Annotated in this window: 18 protein-coding genes; 17 read left to right on the forward strand and 1 reads right to left on the reverse strand. The window is 49.9% G+C overall.

Translation table 11 applies throughout. The features are described 5' to 3' along the window. Positions 1-64 precede the first annotated feature (64 nt). Both B8987_RS11595 and B8987_RS11600 read left to right on the forward strand, forming a co-directional pair. Positions 65-1246: an acetyl-CoA C-acetyltransferase gene (locus B8987_RS11595; RefSeq protein ID WP_020373941.1), complete on the forward strand. Its 1182-nt coding sequence runs from the start codon at positions 65-67 to the stop codon at positions 1244-1246. A 13-nt stretch (positions 1247-1259) separates the two neighbouring features. Then, on the forward strand, positions 1260-2114 hold the full coding sequence (locus tag B8987_RS11600) for a 3-hydroxyacyl-CoA dehydrogenase family protein (protein WP_020373940.1): 855 nt from the start codon (positions 1260-1262) through the stop codon (positions 2112-2114). Positions 2115-2147: 33 nt separating this feature from the next. On the opposite strand, the gene B8987_RS11605 is transcribed toward B8987_RS11600, so the two are convergent. Then, positions 2148-2858, reverse strand: coding sequence for a polysaccharide deacetylase family protein (locus B8987_RS11605; RefSeq protein WP_084661611.1), 711 nt, complete (start codon positions 2856-2858; stop codon positions 2148-2150). 112 nt (positions 2859-2970) lie between these two features. Here B8987_RS11605 and B8987_RS11610 point away from each other — a divergent pair, with 112 nt between their 5' ends. The 15 genes from B8987_RS11610 (at position 2971) to purL (ending at position 16777) form a co-directional block, all read left to right on the forward strand. After that, positions 2971-4122, forward strand: coding sequence for a M20 metallopeptidase family protein (locus B8987_RS11610; protein ID WP_020373938.1), 1152 nt, complete (start codon positions 2971-2973; stop codon positions 4120-4122). Positions 4123-4170: 48 nt separating this feature from the next. Then, positions 4171-4680, forward strand: a complete 510-nt coding sequence (gene moaC / locus B8987_RS11615; protein ID WP_020373937.1) for a cyclic pyranopterin monophosphate synthase MoaC — start codon at positions 4171-4173, stop codon at positions 4678-4680. Next, the gene (locus B8987_RS11620; protein ID WP_020373936.1) at positions 4652-5131 is read left to right on the forward strand and encodes a MogA/MoaB family molybdenum cofactor biosynthesis protein; all 480 of its coding nucleotides are present in this window, start codon (positions 4652-4654) and stop codon (positions 5129-5131) included. Before moaC ends, B8987_RS11620 begins: the two co-directional genes overlap by 29 nt. Positions 5132-5324: 193 nt before the next feature. Then, on the forward strand, positions 5325-5627 hold the full coding sequence (locus B8987_RS11625; protein ID WP_020373935.1) for a co-chaperone GroES: 303 nt from the start codon (positions 5325-5327) through the stop codon (positions 5625-5627). Positions 5628-5660: 33 nt separating this feature from the next. Beyond that, positions 5661-7295, forward strand: coding sequence for a chaperonin GroEL (gene groL, locus B8987_RS11630; protein ID WP_020373934.1), 1635 nt, complete (start codon positions 5661-5663; stop codon positions 7293-7295). 287 nt (positions 7296-7582) lie between these two features. After that, the gene (gene plsY, locus B8987_RS11635) at positions 7583-8179 is read left to right on the forward strand and encodes a glycerol-3-phosphate 1-O-acyltransferase PlsY (RefSeq protein WP_020373933.1); all 597 of its coding nucleotides are present in this window, start codon (positions 7583-7585) and stop codon (positions 8177-8179) included. A 166-nt stretch (positions 8180-8345) separates the two neighbouring features. Next, complete coding sequence (locus B8987_RS11640; RefSeq protein ID WP_020373932.1) at positions 8346-8837, forward strand: hypothetical protein; 492 nt, start codon at positions 8346-8348, stop codon at positions 8835-8837. Positions 8838-9007: 170 nt separating this feature from the next. After that, the gene (locus B8987_RS11645; RefSeq protein ID WP_020373931.1) at positions 9008-9442 is read left to right on the forward strand and encodes a MerR family transcriptional regulator; all 435 of its coding nucleotides are present in this window, start codon (positions 9008-9010) and stop codon (positions 9440-9442) included. Positions 9443-9445: 3 nt separating this feature from the next. Then, positions 9446-9988 carry a hypoxanthine phosphoribosyltransferase gene (gene hpt / locus B8987_RS11650; protein WP_020373930.1) on the forward strand — a complete coding sequence of 181 codons (543 nt, stop codon included), beginning with the start codon at positions 9446-9448 and terminating at the stop codon, positions 9986-9988. Further along, on the forward strand, positions 9985-11505 hold the full coding sequence (guaA, locus tag B8987_RS11655) for a glutamine-hydrolyzing GMP synthase (protein WP_084661612.1): 1521 nt from the start codon (positions 9985-9987) through the stop codon (positions 11503-11505). The genes hpt and guaA overlap by 4 nt, the downstream gene beginning before the upstream one ends. A 151-nt stretch (positions 11506-11656) precedes the next feature. Beyond that, positions 11657-12958, forward strand: coding sequence for an adenylosuccinate lyase (gene purB, locus B8987_RS11660; protein WP_020373928.1), 1302 nt, complete (start codon positions 11657-11659; stop codon positions 12956-12958). 21 nt (positions 12959-12979) lie between these two features. Next, positions 12980-13684 (forward strand): phosphoribosylaminoimidazolesuccinocarboxamide synthase, encoded by a 705-nt coding sequence (purC, locus tag B8987_RS11665; protein WP_020373927.1) that lies wholly within the window; start codon positions 12980-12982, stop codon positions 13682-13684. Then, a complete protein-coding gene (gene purS, locus B8987_RS11670; RefSeq protein WP_020373926.1) occupies positions 13681-13929 on the forward strand; it encodes a phosphoribosylformylglycinamidine synthase subunit PurS in 249 nt (82 codons plus the stop codon). Before purC ends, purS begins: the two co-directional genes overlap by 4 nt. Next, positions 13926-14609: a phosphoribosylformylglycinamidine synthase I gene (purQ, locus tag B8987_RS11675; RefSeq protein WP_020373925.1), complete on the forward strand. Its 684-nt coding sequence runs from the start codon at positions 13926-13928 to the stop codon at positions 14607-14609. The genes purS and purQ overlap by 4 nt, the downstream gene beginning before the upstream one ends. After that, positions 14606-16777, forward strand: a complete 2172-nt coding sequence (purL, locus tag B8987_RS11680) for a phosphoribosylformylglycinamidine synthase subunit PurL (protein ID WP_020373924.1) — start codon at positions 14606-14608, stop codon at positions 16775-16777. Before purQ ends, purL begins: the two co-directional genes overlap by 4 nt. Position 16778: the final 1 nt, after the last annotated feature.

Consider the following 16778-nt stretch of genomic DNA (forward strand, 5'->3'; position numbering starts at 1 on the left):
TCTTGGATTCATCCGCAAAATCAAAAATCTTTCGAATTTGTTTGAGAAAGGCAGATGACCTTACATGCCGGAAAGTGTTGTGGTGAGCTTAGCCAGGACTCCCTTTGTTCCTTTTGGGGGAGCATTAAAGGACGTCCCGGCTACGGAACTGGGAGCTCACGTGATTCGTGCTGCCCTAGACCGTATTACGCTCGATCCTGAAACGATTGATTATGTCTTTATGGGACAAGTCGTGCAAGCGGGGGCTGGCCAAATCCCTTCCCGTCAAGCGTCTATGGGTGCGGGTATGCCTGACACCGTTCCCTCGGACACGATAAATAAAGTGTGTGCTTCGAGTTTACGAGCGGTCAATTTAGCGGACATGGCGATTCGGGCAGGAGAAATCCGGTCGGCTGTGGCTGGTGGCATGGAATCGATGAGTCGGGCTCCGTATTTAGTAGACGGAGCTCGCTTTGGTTTGCGTATGGGTGATACCACCTTTGTTGATGCCGTGATCAAAGACGGTCTATGGTGCAGCTTTGGACAATGTCATATGGGGGTTTATGGCAGTGAAGTGGCCAAGGAATTTGGCATATCGCGTCAGGCCCAAGACGAATGGGCGTACCGCAGTCATATGCGTGCCATCGAAGCCATTGATAGTGGACGGTTTGCTAAGGAAATCGCACCCTTCACCGTAAAGGGCAAGCGCGGCGAACAAACGGTGATCGAACATGATTTAGGCCCCAGACGGGATACCACACTAGAAAAAATCAGTTCATTACGCCCGGTGTTTGTGGAAGACGGAACGGTTACTGCCGGTAATGCGCCCGGGCTGACGGACGGAGCGGCTGCGCTTGTGGTAATGGAAAAGAATATGGCTAAAGAATTGGGTTTACCCATTTTGGCCACGATCATTAGTTCCGGTTATGTGTCACGAGCGCCTAAATATCTTCACACAGTGCCGGCTTATGCTGCACAAATGGCGTTATCTCGGGCAGGACTAGATGCCTCAGAATTGAAGCGTATTGAAATTAATGAGGCGTTTGCCGCGGTGACGTTAACGAGTATTAAAATTGGGGAATTCGATCCGGATATTGTGAATGTCAATGGGGGCGCTGTGGCGTTGGGCCATCCAATTGGCGCATCGGGAGCCAGAATATTAATGACATTGATTGTCGAATTACAACGAATCGGTGGCGGCTATGGGGTTGCGACCATTTGTAGTGGTGGCGGACAAGGCGAAGCGACACTGGTTCGGGTGGATTAGGAGATGATGGCACGTGTCATTGCGGTTATTAGTTGTTGGAGCCGGCCAAATGGGCAGTGGAATTGCCCAAAGTGCCGCTCAGCACGATTTTGAGGTGTTTCTTTGGGATAGCCTTAGCCAGCAAACAGAAAAAGCCCTGCAACAGATTCGCGCGCGTTTAGATAGGGCGGTGCAAAAAGGCGAAATGGACAGATCCCAGGCTGATGCCATCATGGATCGGATTGATGTTCCCCATGACCTGGGCTCTGTGCCCACGGTCGATTTGGTGGTGGAAGCGATAATTGAACAAGAGAAGGAAAAGGTTTCGCTCTTTGAACAATTGGGCCGTTTGTTTGATGCGTCCACCATTCTGGCGTCGAACACGTCGTCGATTTCTATTTCCCGGATTGCCCGCCCTGTTCCGCATCCCGAACGGGTTATTGGGATGCATTTTATGAATCCCGTACCCGTTATGCGCCTGGTGGAAGTTGTGGCAGGGACTTTGACCAGTCAAGATACCGTACAAAAGGTTGTCAAGTGGGCGGAGATGATGGAAAAGACTCCCGTCGTTGTCCAGGATTATCCGGGATTTGTTTCGAACCGAATTTTGATGCCCATGATAAACGAAGCCATTTTTGCATTGCAAGAAGGCGTGGCGAGCAAAGAAGCCATAGACACGGTGATGAAACTCGGGATGAATCATCCCATGGGGCCGTTAACGCTGGCCGATTTTATTGGTCTTGATACGTGCTTAGCCATTATGGAAGTCTTATACGAAGGCTTTGCCGATTCCAAATACCGACCAGCACCGCTATTGCGCAAAATGGTGGATGCAGGATTACTAGGACGGAAGAGTGGCAGGGGATTTTACGACTATGAGAAGGCTTAAAGACGGGTATTCCCGTCTTTAAGCCGGCGGCGATTAGATGGCTTTAGGCGCATTATGATGTTCTTTGACTAAGGTGGGTAACGTGACCATTTTGTAACCCATTTGTGTTAATTGTTCTAAAATGGCATTTAAGGCTGCGACGGTTTGACTGCGATTTCCGCCTCCATCATGTAACAAAATGATTGATCCGGGTTTTACTTGTGTGGCCACTTTGTTGATGATTGACCCGATCCCCGGACGTGCCCAGTCTCTTGTGTCAATGGACCAGAGAACAACGGTGTAGCCGTGCTCTCCAAAAGTTTTGAGTAGTGCTGTCGACACCATGCCATATGGGGGACGGTAAAAAGGAACCACAGGAACCCCCAATGATTGAACGTATTGTGCCGTTTTCGCCGCATCATTCCATAATGCTTGGGCACCCACCCGGCGTAAATTTAAGTGACTCCAGCCGTGGTCGGCAATGGCTGAGCCTTGGCGAGCAATGTCCTTAACCAGTCCTGGAAACCGCTTGACCTCACTGCCGACAACGAAGAATGTGCCATAGGCATGATATTGGGATAAGGTTTTGAGAATTAATGGGGTATATTTGGGGGAGGGACCATCATCAAAGGTAATGGCCACAACTTTCTTATCGGTCACGACGTGGGTCAATGCGCCCTGACTCGCCGGCTGACTGACAAGAAAGAACGCCAATACGACAATCATGACGGGACTTAGTACAAGCCATCCCCATCCCTGGTTCATGGTACAGGTCATCTCCTTAAATGGGCACTTGGCATGCCAACTCACATGATGTGTACGCACCGGGACAAACCAATATGCGAAAAAGAACAAACAGGGAAAGGGGCTGAACAACATGGACGAAATCTTATGGCAAGAAATTATGCCGTGGATGGTGGAGATCAGACGGCAGATTCACCAATTTCCCGAATTAGGACTTGACACCCCAAAAACCGCCTCGCGAGTGGAAGCGGCACTAGATGAATTGGGAATTCGCCATCAGCGGATCATTGGGAGTGGGGTGGTGGGCTATCTTGGTCCCCAAAATGGTGAGGCCATTTTGTTGCGGGCTGATATGGATGGATTGCCCATTGAAGAAAAAACGGGTCTTCCTTACGCGTCAACGATTAAGGGGCGCATGCATGCATGTGGTCATGATGCCCATACTGCCATGTTGCTGGGAGCCGCCTATTATTTGAAACGGCGGGAAAGGGATTTAACACACCCCGTAACCCTCATGTTTCAGCCGGGAGAAGAAGGGCCCGGAGGGGCATTGCCCATGATTAAAGCGGGAATTTTGGACCATCCCCGGGTTACTCGCGCCGTAATGACCCACGTCGACAGCGAGTTGCCATGGGGAACTATTGGCCTTTTTAGCGGTCCAGCCATGGCCTCTCCCAATGACTTTAAGATCACCGTACGGGGGAAAGGGGGACACGGCGCGCATCCCGACAAAACGGTGGATGCCATCGTTGCGGCGACGGCCATTGTTCAAGGCTGTCAAACTTTGGTGAGCCGAGAACACGATCCGACAGAACCTTTCGTGGTAACATTTGGGACAATTCATGGCGGATACCGGGAAAATGTCATTGCAGACGAAGTGGAATTGACAGGAACTATCCGCATCTTGTCTCCGGCAGAGATCGAGAGGACCTTGACGCGCTTTACCCAATTTATTGAGCAACTGGCCGCCGCGTACCGTACCCAAGCAACGGTCGAAATTACCCGCGGGTATCCGCCCTTAGTCGCCGATGCGGCCTTTACGGACCAAGTTGAAGCGGTGCTGCAGCAAGAGCTAGGGTTTGATTCGGTAAGACGTTTGCCCAAACCCTCAATGGGAGCCGAAGATTTTGCGTATATTGCAGAAAAAGTTCCTGCGACGAATCTGCATGTCGGCGTAGTCGGACCAGAATTTGTGACGGGCATTCACTCAGCAGGTTTTAATTTGGACGAGAGAGCTCTCATCACCGGGGCTAAAGCCTATGCGGCGGTGGCATTGTACTTGTGATGAGAAGCACGTACAACCATAGCCAAAACCAGGGGGTCACGCAAGCGGATGGACAATTATCCGAATCATTTAAATGAACGTGGTGAAGTGCATATGGTGGATGTTGGGAGCAAAGCCATTACCGAACGGATGGCCCGAGCCCAAGGGGTTCTTTTGGCTTCCCCTTCAATCTGCCAAGCGGTGCAAGAAGGCCGGATTCCTAAAGGGGATGTGTTGGCTGTGAGCCGGGTGGCCGGAATTATGGCCGCTAAAAGGACCGGCGAATGGATCCCATTATGTCATCCCTTGCCACTGACGGCGACAGAAATCGTGATTACTGTTCAAACGGATCGGTTCGTGGTGGAATCCACCGTTAGAACCACCGCGCCTACCGGTGTGGAAATGGAAGCATTAACTGCCGTCTCGGCTAGCTTGTTGACGTTATATGACATGCTCAAGGCTATGGACCGGACAATGGTCATTACGGATATCCTGTTACTCGAAAAAGACGGAGGGCGTTCGGGACACTTTATACGGGAGGGCGTTTCACATGTGGAAAATCGCAGTCCTGACCAGTAGTGACCAAGGGGCTTTGGGCCAACGGGTCGATACGTCCGGAGCCTATATTAAAGATGCCGTTCGTGATTTGGGCGAGGTGGTCGCGTATCAAATTCTTCCCGATGATGAGAAGGGCTTGGTGACACAACTCAGAGCCTGGGTAGATGCGGGTATGGATTTGATTTTGACCACAGGGGGAACCGGACTTGGGCCCCGCGATAACATGCCAGAGGCCACCCGCCAGGTGATTGACCGCGAAATTCCGGGAATGAGTGAAGCCATGCGGTATGAATCTCTTAAGCACACGCCCATGGGAATGCTGTCTCGTGGGATTTGCGGACAAAAAGGTCGTACGTTGATTATTAACTTGCCCGGCTCTTTGAAAGCCGTGCAGGAGTTATTACCGGTTATTCTACCCGTTCTTCACCATGCCCTGATGGTGATTCATGGCCAAACCGAACATAAAAATTGAAGATTGAGCTAGATTTAGCGAGATAACAAGAGATTTATGGCGGAAAATGCCTTATTATCATGATCCTGTTTGTCTGGGAATTATTTGACGCTGCTAGGCCTTTTGAGTAAACTGCTTTATGGGTACGTTAGCACTCACCGACTTCGAGTGCTAACAAAAACATATTACTCTCGTTGCAAGGAGGAAAACATCTGTGGAGATTCGTCCACTGGGAGACCATATTGTGGTGCAAATCTTAAGTGACGATTCTATGCCTTCGGGGATTGTACTGCCCGACACCGCGAAGGATAATCCGCAGCGGGGACGTGTGGTCGCAGTGGGATCAGGGAGACTGCTGAGCAACGGTACCCGAGCACCTTTAGAGATTCAATCCGAAGATGTTGTGTTATTCAACGTAGAATCTGCAACGAAAGTGCGAGTCAACGGCCACGATTATTGGCTATTAAAAGAAGACGACGTGTTAGCAGCGATCAACCCGTCTTTGGCTCATGTTTAACACACTGGAGAATTGGCTAGGAGGTAAAAACAAATGGCTAAGCAAATGGTCTACGAAGAAGAAGCTCGCCGCGCGTTAGAGCGTGGTGTAGACAAATTGGCCAATGCGGTTAAAGTAACCTTAGGACCTAAGGGCCGCAATGTCGTGTTAGAAAAGAAATTTGGCGCACCGTTAATTACCAACGATGGTGTCACCATTGCACGGGAAATTGAATTAGAAGATCCGTTCGAATCAATGGGTGCGCAATTAGTCAAAGAGGTTGCTACCAAGACCCAGGATGTTGCTGGTGACGGAACCACAACCGCCACGGTGTTGGCGCAAGCGATGATTAAAGAAGGGCTCAAGAACGTCACAGCGGGCGCTAACCCCATGGGCATCAAACGGGGGATTGAGCGGGCAGTTGCTGTAACAGTCGAACAGATTCGGAAAATCGCGACTCCGATTGAGGGCAAAGACGCAATTAGCCAAGTGGCATCGATTTCGGCTAATGACGAAGAAATTGGTCGGTTAATTGCCGAAGCCATGGAAAAAGTCGGTTCCGACGGAGTCATCACCGTGGAAGAATCCAAGACCACTGGGACGACGTTAGAAACCGTGGAAGGAATGCAGTTTGACCGCGGTTACATTTCTCCGTACATGGTCACCGACACGGAAAAGATGGAAGCGGTCTTAAATGACCCCTACATTTTGATTACGGACCGGAAGATTTCTGCCATCCAAGATTTACTGCCGGTATTAGAAAAAGTTGTGCAGCGCGGTAAACCGCTGGTCATTATTGCTGAGGATGTCGAAGGCGAAGCCTTGGCGACCTTGGTTGTGAACAAATTGCGGGGAACCTTAACCGCTGTGGCTGTGAAAGCCCCGGGATTTGGTGACCGTCGTAAAGCGATGTTAGAAGACATTGCGATTTTGACCGGTGGGCAAGTTATTTCCGAGGACATTGGGCTCAAATTAGAGAATGTCACCCCGGATATGTTAGGGCAAGCGCGCCAAGTCAAGATTGCTAAAGAGGAAACCACCATTGTCGAAGGTCGCGGTTCGCAAGAAGAAATTAAGAAGCGCGTCCAGGTCATCAAGAAACAAATTGAAGACACCACCTCTGACTATGACCGTGAAAAATTGCAAGAACGGTTGGCCAAACTCTCCGGTGGCGTAGCTGTCATTCAAGTCGGTGCGGCTACAGAAGTTGAACTCAAAGAAAAGAAACTGCGCATTGAAGATGCGTTGTCGGCAACCCGGGCTGCGGTGGAAGAAGGAATTGTTCCCGGTGGTGGAACAGCCTTGCTTCGGGCGATTCCCGCAGTGGAAGCCATTGAAGCGGAAGGTGACGAGCGTATTGGCGTCAACATCGTCCGTCGCGCTTTAGAAGAACCCGTGCGTCAAATTGCGTTCAACGCGGGGCTCGAAGGTTCCGTTATTGTGGAAATGGTGAAAAAGGAATCGGGTAACGTCGGATACGATGCGGCTCACAACAAGCTCGTCGACATGGTCAAGAGCGGTATTGTTGACCCGGCCAAAGTAACCCGGTCAACCTTGCAAAATGCGGCGTCTATTGCGGCCATGCTTCTCACCACAGAGGCCTTAGTGGCTGACAAGCCTGAAAAGAAAGATGCGGCAGCGCCTGGTGGTATGGGCGGTATGGGCGGCATGGGCGACATGATGATGTAAGATCCATCAGTGGCCAGAGGAGAGCAAAAGGATTTTGCTCTCCTCTTTCTTTTTGCGAGGGGGCAATCAATAATAGACCAGGGAGATTGGGTCAAGGGCTGTGATAAGATACCGAAGAGGCTTTATTCTGTCAATGTCTATCATATAGAACTGTGAAGCCATGAGAAGAGACAACAACAACAAGGCGTGAGGGACATCCCAATCATGAATCGAGAACGGATTTTAAACGAAGACCGGGATCATTTTCTTTATGTGATGTAAGGTGATGAGATAAGGAGGAAAACGGGGTGCCGGTACCTGAGGCAGTGGTGGTATTGATCGGATCTTTTTTATTGGGTTCTATCCCTTTTGGATACTTAATGGCCCGTATGCGTTTTCAAACGGATATTCGCCAACATGGTAGTCAAAATATTGGGGCGACCAATGTGGCGCGGACGTTTGGCATTCGCGTGGGATTGGTGGTACTCGTCTTAGACGCGCTCAAAGGGATATTAGCGGTAATGATGGCTTTTGTGTTATTTCCTCATTCATCCCTTCTGCCTGCCGCCTCGGGGTTAATGGCCATGCTAGGCCATGTTTTTTCCCCGTTTATGAAATTTAAAGGCGGCAAAGGCATTGCCACTGGGCTCGGTGTCTTGTCAACATTATTTTGGCCTGCAGCGCTCATAGCCGTCCTATGTTTCGCACTCGTTGTCGTCCTATCCCGGATTGTGTCAGTGGCATCTTTTGTGGCCATGTTGGCGGCCCTAGTGAGCTTTTGGGCCTTTGGTCAACAAACCGATTTTTGGTTCTTTGGAGTTCCTGCGGTTATCTTGGCATTTTGGGCGCACCGCAATAATTGGCGCCGACTGCTTAAAGGTCAGGAACCTCGCTTTGGACGCTAAGGGTGAAGTCGGTAAACTGGACTGGTTTTATGACCTTGAGACTTTGAAATGATCAAATAATGGGTTGGGAATGGAATGAAATAGGTAAAATGGGGAAAGCTGACTGTTAGATAATACCTTTCTCAAAGGAGTCTAACAGTCTAAGAGTCTAAGGAGGCTTATCCCATTGGAAGTGACATTATCCCAGCTTATTGAATCTGCACCGGAATTAGCGGTAGCCTTACGCACCGACATTCGCAAGGGAAAATTGGCAGCCAAACGGCAAGAGGGTGTGGCGGGCCGCCCCTATGTGGTAGATACCCAAGCGTTAATGCAATCCGATCGCGAAGCTTTTCGGCAATTAGCTCAAGATTTGGAAGCCGGCCGAGAAGTGGTGCGTTCTCGCAATAGCAATGCGGGGAGAATTCATCACACATCCACTATTGGCAATGAGGCCAACTGGCAACCGTTTATGAAGATCATGGAATCGCAACAAAGCATGATGAGCCAGCTTTTGGAAGTGCTAACCGATGAAATGCGACACCGTCAGGAACGTGTGGATCGTCAAGCGCGAGAAATGCAAGAGTTGTCCTATAAACTTGGCCAGTCGCATCAACAAATCGAGCGGCTGGAACGTTTACTGAAAGACCATGCCGAAAATCATTTGGAACAAGCATAAAACCGGATATCTTGGCAACGATTGATGGAGAATAATAGCGGGTTAGGTGGCAGGGGTTTTTATGACCCCTGCCAAATTCTTACCAACCTGTTTAGTTTCGTGTCAAAGTTCGGTAAGATGGTGGCGGAGCCTCAAAAGGTCGTTTCACCTTAACAAAAAGGAGATGCGCTATGAAAAATGCCAATCATTCGGATCAGCCTTCGTTTTCTATCCGTGTTGTAAAAGAGGCGACCGGTTTGACAGAACGGCGCATACGCTATTATGAGACGTTGCATTTATTAGCGCCCAGGCGTACACAAGGAAATCAACGTTTGTATACTCAAGCAGACATTGATCGGTTGAAGTATATTAAAAGCTTGTTGGACCATGGGGTGTCACTAAAAGAAGTGCGCGCCCAGCTTCAACAAGAAGATTTAATTGCGCATGACCGTGACTTTGATGATGTGGAGCGAGATGCTGAAAGTTATTTCCAAGGCAAACTAATTGCCCGGAAAGCCGAAATTCACCGGGATTCATTATATCCCTTAATCAATCGTCATGAGATTATGCGCCGGTTAGTCCGTGACCACACAAGTGGGCACGAAGATACGAAAGGGGACCAGTAAAGGTTGCAGGGGGTTCAGGGAGAAGAGCTAGAAGTGCTCTTATCTGCTAAAGACATTGCAAGTCGGGTGGAAAGTCTCGGCAAACGGATCACGTTAGACTATCAAAACAAACCATTGATTCTGATTGGGATTCTTAAGGGGTCTTTTATCTTTTTGGCGGATCTTATCCGGGCTATTGATTTACCTGTCGCCGTCGATTTTATGGCTCTGTCGTCTTATGGCAGTTCAACGAAGTCCTCTGGCGTAGTCCGCATCATTAAGGATTTAGATCATAGCTTGGAGGGGCACCATGTTCTCGTGGTCGAAGATATCGTCGACACCGGGCTCACGTTAAACTACATTTATGGGCATGTGAAATCGCGTGGCGCCTTGAGCGTAAAAATTTGTTCGCTTTTGGACAAGCCTTCAAGGCGTCAAGTCGCTGTGCCCTTGCATTATAAAGGGTTCGAAATTCCGGATGAATTTGTTGTAGGCTACGGATTAGATGTCGGTGAACGCTACCGCAACTTGCCTGATGTCTGCAAGTTAGTGAGGGCAAATGGATGAGTGATACGGTATTAGTTTTAGATTTTGGTGCGCAGTATAATCAATTGATTGCACGACGTGTGCGTGAAGCCCAGGTCTTTTGTGAAGTCGTACCCGGAGATATTTCTTACGAAGAAGTACGGAAGAAAAATCCTGCTGCCATTATTTTATCCGGGGGGCCGGCGAGTGTATTTGAACCGGGTGCTCCGAGTATGGATCCGGCGATTTTAACAATGGGTATTCCTACCCTGGGAATCTGTTATGGGATGCAGTTGATGGCCCACTTGCTAAACGGCACGGTGACCCCAGCTGAACGGCGTGAATATGGGCGGACGCCCATGACTCTCACGCAATCTAGTCCGCTATTTTTAGACATTCCTGAACACAGCACTGTGTGGATGAGCCATGGCGACCATGTGCTGAAAGCGCCGGAAGGCTTTACGGTACTGGCCTCGACCAATACCACGCCGATTGCAGCCATGGCCAATCCCGCTCGGAATCTCTATGCCGTGCAATATCATCCCGAGGTCCACCACACCGAAGGCGGGTTTCGGATGCTCCAGAACTTTTTGTACCAGATTGCGCATCTGGAACCAAACTGGCAGCCCGATCAGTTTATCCCGCAAGCTATTGCCCAAATTCGAGAAAAGGTGGGCAATGGCCGCGCCTTAATAGCCTTGTCGGGTGGAGTAGATTCCGCCTTGGCGGCGGCTTTGGCGCATGAAGCGATCGGGTCGAAATTGACGGCGATTTTAATTGATCATGGGTTGATGCGGCAAGGCGAAATCGAAGAAGTCGTCCAAGCATTTCCCTCGTTAGATTTGCGAGTTGTGCGCCGTGATGACGTCTTTTTTGCTGCGTTAAAGGGCGTCACGGATCCCGAAGCTAAACGGAAAATTATTGGTCGGGAGTTTATTCGTGCGTTTGAACACGCCAAAGAGGCGATAGGTCCGGTGGATGTTTTAATCCAAGGGACAGTCTATCCCGATGTGATTGAATCGGGAGGAAAAAATGCCCGGACTATCAAGTCCCATCATAATGTCGGGGGTCTTCCCGACGATGTCGGGTTTGAAATTGTCGAGCCCCTCAGGTGGCTGTTCAAAGACGAGGTCCGGAAAGTCGGAGAGGCGCTCGGTTTGCCGGATAGTATTGTCTGGCGACAACCCTTCCCGGGACCTGGCTTAGCCGTGCGTATTGTTGGGGAAGTCACCCCAGATAAGGTGGATATTTTGCGTCAAGCGGACGCCATTGTCCGCCAAGAGATCCGTAAAGCCGGTCTCGAACGTCAAATCTGGCAGGCTTTTGCCGTGCTTTTAGATATTCGTTCGGTGGGGGTCATGGGTGATGAACGGACCTATGGATTTCCCATTGTGATTCGGGCTGTCGAAAGTTTGGACGGGATGACAGCGGATTGGGTACGCTTGCCAGATGATCTTCTAGAAACTATGGCCAGTCGGATTATTGGAGAAGTACCGCGGGTCAATCGGGTTGTTTATGATATTACATCTAAACCACCGGGCACAATTGAATGGGAATAAGGATCACAGTATAGGAAAAGAGGTCAGGGATACATTATGCCCATGACCTCTTTTTTTCTTGGTGGGGGGACGATAAGGGTCGACATTTCCGAACAATTTCTATAGTATTTAACTGTAATGTTCGGTTATTATCAGGAAGGGGTTTGTTCATTTGATCAACCGCTATGCACGGCCCATTATGCAAACACTTTGGTCTGACCAAAATCGCTATAACCGCTGGTTAGACATTGAACGATATGTGGTTGAAGCGTGGGAGCATTTAGGAGTGATTCCTCAAGGCGTGGCGGATCGACTCAAGAAAGCCACAGTGGATCCCGCTCGCGTGGATGAATACGAAAAAACGTTTCATCATGACGTCATCGCTTTTATCAATGCTGCTGGGGAGACGGTAGCGCCTGAAGATGCCAAATACATTCATTTTGGGTTGACGTCGACAGATGTTGTGGACACGGCGTTATCGTCTTTAATTCGAGACAGTTTAGCAATTATTTTGGATGATTTGAAGAAACTGCAAGATGTCGTCCGGGAGTTGGCGATTCGCTACAAAGATACGCCGGTGATGGGACGCACTCACGGCATTCATGCGGAACCGACAAGTTTTGGATTAAAACTTGCGTTATGGTGGTTAGAACTGGGACGAGATTATGAACGTATTGACCGTGCTCGTGATACCATTAGCGTGATAAAAATATCTGGAGCCGTCGGAAATTACGCTAATATTTCTCCCGATATCGAAGAATTTGTTGCCAAGAAAATGGGCATGAAACCGGCGCCGTTGTCCACGCAGGTACTGCAACGCGATCGCCATGCCGAAGTGATTGCTGCTTTAGCCATTTTAGGGGGCACCTTGGATAAAATCGCCACGGAAATTCGTCATATGCAACGGACGGAACTGGGCGAATTGGCGGAGCCTTTTGGCGAAGGTCAAAGAGGCTCGTCCGCGATGCCGCACAAAAGGAATCCCGTGATGGCGGAACAAATTTCTGGTCTCTCCCGGATTCTTCGTGGATATATGGTTCCGGCTTTAGACGATATGGCCTTATGGCATGAGCGGGACATCTCGCATTCCTCCGTGGAGCGGGTGATATTTCCTGACGCCACGACACTGGCCGATTATCTCCTCGATACGATGCTGCGCATTATGCAAGGGTTAACCGTCAATACCGAGCGCATGCGAGAAAATATTGATTTAACTGGAGGACTCGTCTTTTCCCAAAAAATTCTGCTTGCCCTTGTGGAAGCTGGCATGACACGGGAAGAAGCTTACAAACGGGTTCAGTCGCATGCCATGGCCGCTATGAAGGAATCCTCGCCAAATTTCCAAGAACGTATCCTACACGATCCTGAAATCGGGAAGTATTTAACCGCTGAGGAGATTGTTGCGCTGTTTGCCATCGAACCCTATTTGAAGGAAGTGGATACGATTTACCGCCGGATTGGACTGATTGATTAACAGAAAGGGAGTAAACGAACAATGACATCCCAAAAACTGCTTTACGAAGGAAAGGCCAAAAAAGTTTTTGAAACCGATGTACCGGGTGTCGTGATTGTCGAGTTTAAAGATGATGCGACCGCCTTCAATGGGGAAAAGAAAGGGCAAATCGCGGATAAAGGGGTCGCCAATGCCGCGATTTCGACAAAATTATTTCGGTTACTCGAAGCTCAGGGAATTGCCACACATTTTCGAGAGCAGTTGGATGCCAGACATCTCGCGGTGGACCTGTTACACATGATTCCCCTAGAGGTCGTGGTTCGAAATCGTGTTGCAGGATCCTTGGAAAAGCGAACAGGATTAAAAGAGGGGACGATTTTGCCAAAGGCAGTCATTGAACTCTACTTCAAAAATGACCAATTAGGTGATCCCTTGCTCAATGACGATCATATTGAAGTGTTACAATTAGCCACACCAGAATTATTACAGCAGCTGCGGAGCACGGCTACAAAGATTAATCAGATTTTGCAACAGTTTTTTGGCCAGCGGCAGTTGATTCTTGTCGATTTCAAACTCGAATTCGGTCTTAAAGGAGACAAATTAGTTTTAGGGGATGAAATTTCTCCCGACACGTGCCGTTTGTGGGATGAACAGACCCTTAAAAAATTGGACAAGGACCGGTTTCGTCGGGATTTGGGCGGAGTCGAAGAAGCTTATCATGAAGTATTAGAGAGGGTTTTATCATGACGTTCGACATTATCGTCAATGTGGCCTTAAAGGATGCCATTTTAGATCCGGCCGGTCAGTCGACCGCCAAAGTTTTGCGTAATATGGGATACCCGGTGCAAGATGTGCGGATTGGCAAACAAATCAAATTACAAGTGACGGCCGAAAGCCTCAACGACGCGAAGGAGAAGGCTCGCCAGATGGCAGAAAAATTGTTGGCTAACCCGGTAATGGAAACCTACGACATTGTGGTGAGGGAATCATGAAAGTCGGGGTCATTACCTTTCCCGGGTCGAATTGTGATACGGACACGTTTGAAGCCTTAAGCCAGTTAGGGGTTGATGCCGTGCCGCTATGGTATACCGACACATCATTATCTGGCATTGATCGTTTAATTCTGCCTGGCGGCTTTTCGTATGGCGATTATCTACGGAGCGGAGCATTAGCCGCACAAGCTCCTATTATGGATGCGGTTGAACAGGCGATTTCGGAACAGGACTTACCCGTTTTAGGGATCTGCAATGGATTTCAGATTTTGTGTGAACGGGGCCTTTTACCAGGGGCGTTAAGGCCTAATGCGTCGGGGGAATTCCGTTGTACCTGGGAGTATGTGCGGGTCAACGCTGTCCCCGAGAGTTTCCCCGGCCTTAAGCCAGGCGATGTATTACGTTTGCCGATTGCCCATCATGAAGGGGCTTATGCTGTAGAACCGGGCCAATTAGCTCCTCTGTTTGAAAATCAACAAGTCTTTTTGCAATATAGTGACGAACACGGTGCTGTGCATGCTCTGACCAATCCTAATGGGGCAGTGGCAAACATTGCGGCGGTCAGTCAAGGACCCGTTGTCGGTTTAATGCCGCATCCTGAACGAGCTATGGCAGCGTATTTAGGTTCCGCCGATGGTGCGCGGTTCTTAAAGGCTTGGTTAGGGGAGGACAGGGCATGACTTATCAAGATGTCGGGCTAACCGAAGAGGAATACCGCGTCATTCAACAGCAACTCGGTCGCGAGCCCAATGAATTGGAACTGGGGTTATTCGGCGTTTTATGGTCTGAGCATTGTAGTTATAAAAGCTCGAAGAACCTGTTGTCTTGGCTGCCCCATGAAGGACCAGCGGTGGTGCAAGGGCCAGGAGAAAATGCCGGGATTGTGGCGTTAAACGATCATGTTCATGTGGCATTTAAGGTCGAGAGCCATAATCACCCATCTTATGTGGAACCTGTGCAAGGCGCGGCGACAGGCGTTGGCGGCATTTTGCGTGATATTGTCGCGATGGGGGCGAGACCCATCGCCTTGGCGGATTCTTTGCGGTTTGGAACCGATGATAAGGCGAAATGGATTCAAAATGGTGTCGTGGAAGGTGTCGGTGCTTATGGCAATGCTATTGGCATTCCAACGGTGACCGGAGAAGTCGCTTACGGAGCCGTTTACGACAAAAATCCGTTAGTGAATGTGATGGCTATCGGACTATTGTCTCCGGAACATCAGGTCAGTGCTAGTGGTGCGAAGGTGGGATCCTATCTCGTTTTGTTAGGACAGCCTACCGGACGCGACGGCATTCATGGCGCCAGCCTTTTGGCCTCGCAAGATTTTGGTGATGCCACAGAACACATGCGTCCCACTGTGCAGGTCGGTGATCCCTTCATGGGCAAAATGTTGATGGAAGCCACCTTGAATGCGATCCAAACTGATAAATTGGATGCGGTACAAGATTTAGGTGCCGCCGGGTTGACGTCATCGGTTGCTGAACTCGCCTATCGTTCCGGCGTTGGCGCCCACATTTGGCTTGAACGGGTGCCTTGTCGTGAAGAGGGGATGACCCCTTACGAAATCATGTTGTCCGAAACTCAAGAACGCATGTTGCTCGTGGTATCCCCGGAGAATTGGCCGGTGGTGGAAGAAATCATCCAGCACTGGGAAGTGCCTTATAGCATCATCGGAGAAGTGAGTGCAGATCAGGAGCTCGTGATTTCCCTGAACGGGGAAATTGTGGCGGCGGTTCCCCCTCAAATTTTAGCAGGCTCCTGCCCAAGACGACCCGCAATATCAAAGTGGGCACAAACAGCGCGGGAACAAGCGCCTCAGCTGACAGCATTTCGCCCTCTCACATTTGAACGGGAATGGGCCTTAGAGGTCTTGGGGTCGCCCAATTGCCGTAGCCGTCATCGCATTTACGAGCGATATGATTCAATGATTTTGACGAATACTGTCTGGGGACCGACGCATGATTTGGCCGTTTTACGCGTAAGGGGATCAGAAGAAGGACTCGCCGTTGCGGTTTCTGGGCCAGGACGTTATGCGGCTCGTGATGCGTACAGCGGGGGGCTCGCTGCGGTCAGCCGCGTGATGGGCTTATTGGCGACGCAAGGGGCAATGGCCCTGGGACTTACGGACGGCATTAATGCAGGCAATCCGGACAAAGAACACGTATTTTTAGATTTGACCCATCTGATTGCTGGGATCGCCGATGCTAGTCAAGGATTTGGTGTGCCGGTTACCGGGGGAAATGTATCCTTGCACAATGAAACGGAAGGTGAACCCATTTGGCCCACGGCCATTATTGGAGCGGTGGGCCGACATCTTCATCCATTGCACCCTACTAACGACGCACCTTGGAAAGCTGGCTTGAATATTATTCGGCTCAGTGCCGCGTCGGATCTGAATTTGGGCGGCAGTGTTTTTGAGATGCTGCACAGTGAATTGAGTGCTTATCCAAGGCCCGATATCAGCAAATTGGCTGATATGTACGAGCTATTAATCGCTTCTAACCAGGAGTCGTTAGAGTATGGCGCACGGCTAGTGGGGGATGGGGGATTATTTGTGGCTCTGACCAAATCACTGTTGGCGTCTCCCGCCAACTTGGGCATGGAGATCACCGTGTCGAAAGACGAGACAACCCAAGAACTTTTTAGCGAAGTTATGGGACAAATGCTATTGTTTACTGAACCCAGCACCACTGAGCACTGGGTCAGCGTGTTCCGTCACCACAATATTGCGGTAGACCTTATCGGCCACGTGACGGATTCGCCCACCATGGTCATCCGGGCGGGCCGCTCCTATGTGTTCGACCGCACAGAACTCGACAGGACGTTTAGGCAGGGCTATGGAGGGTAAC

The organism is Sulfobacillus thermosulfidooxidans DSM 9293 (assembly GCF_900176145.1).
GTDB lineage: Bacteria > Bacillota > Sulfobacillia > Sulfobacillales > Sulfobacillaceae > Sulfobacillus > Sulfobacillus thermosulfidooxidans.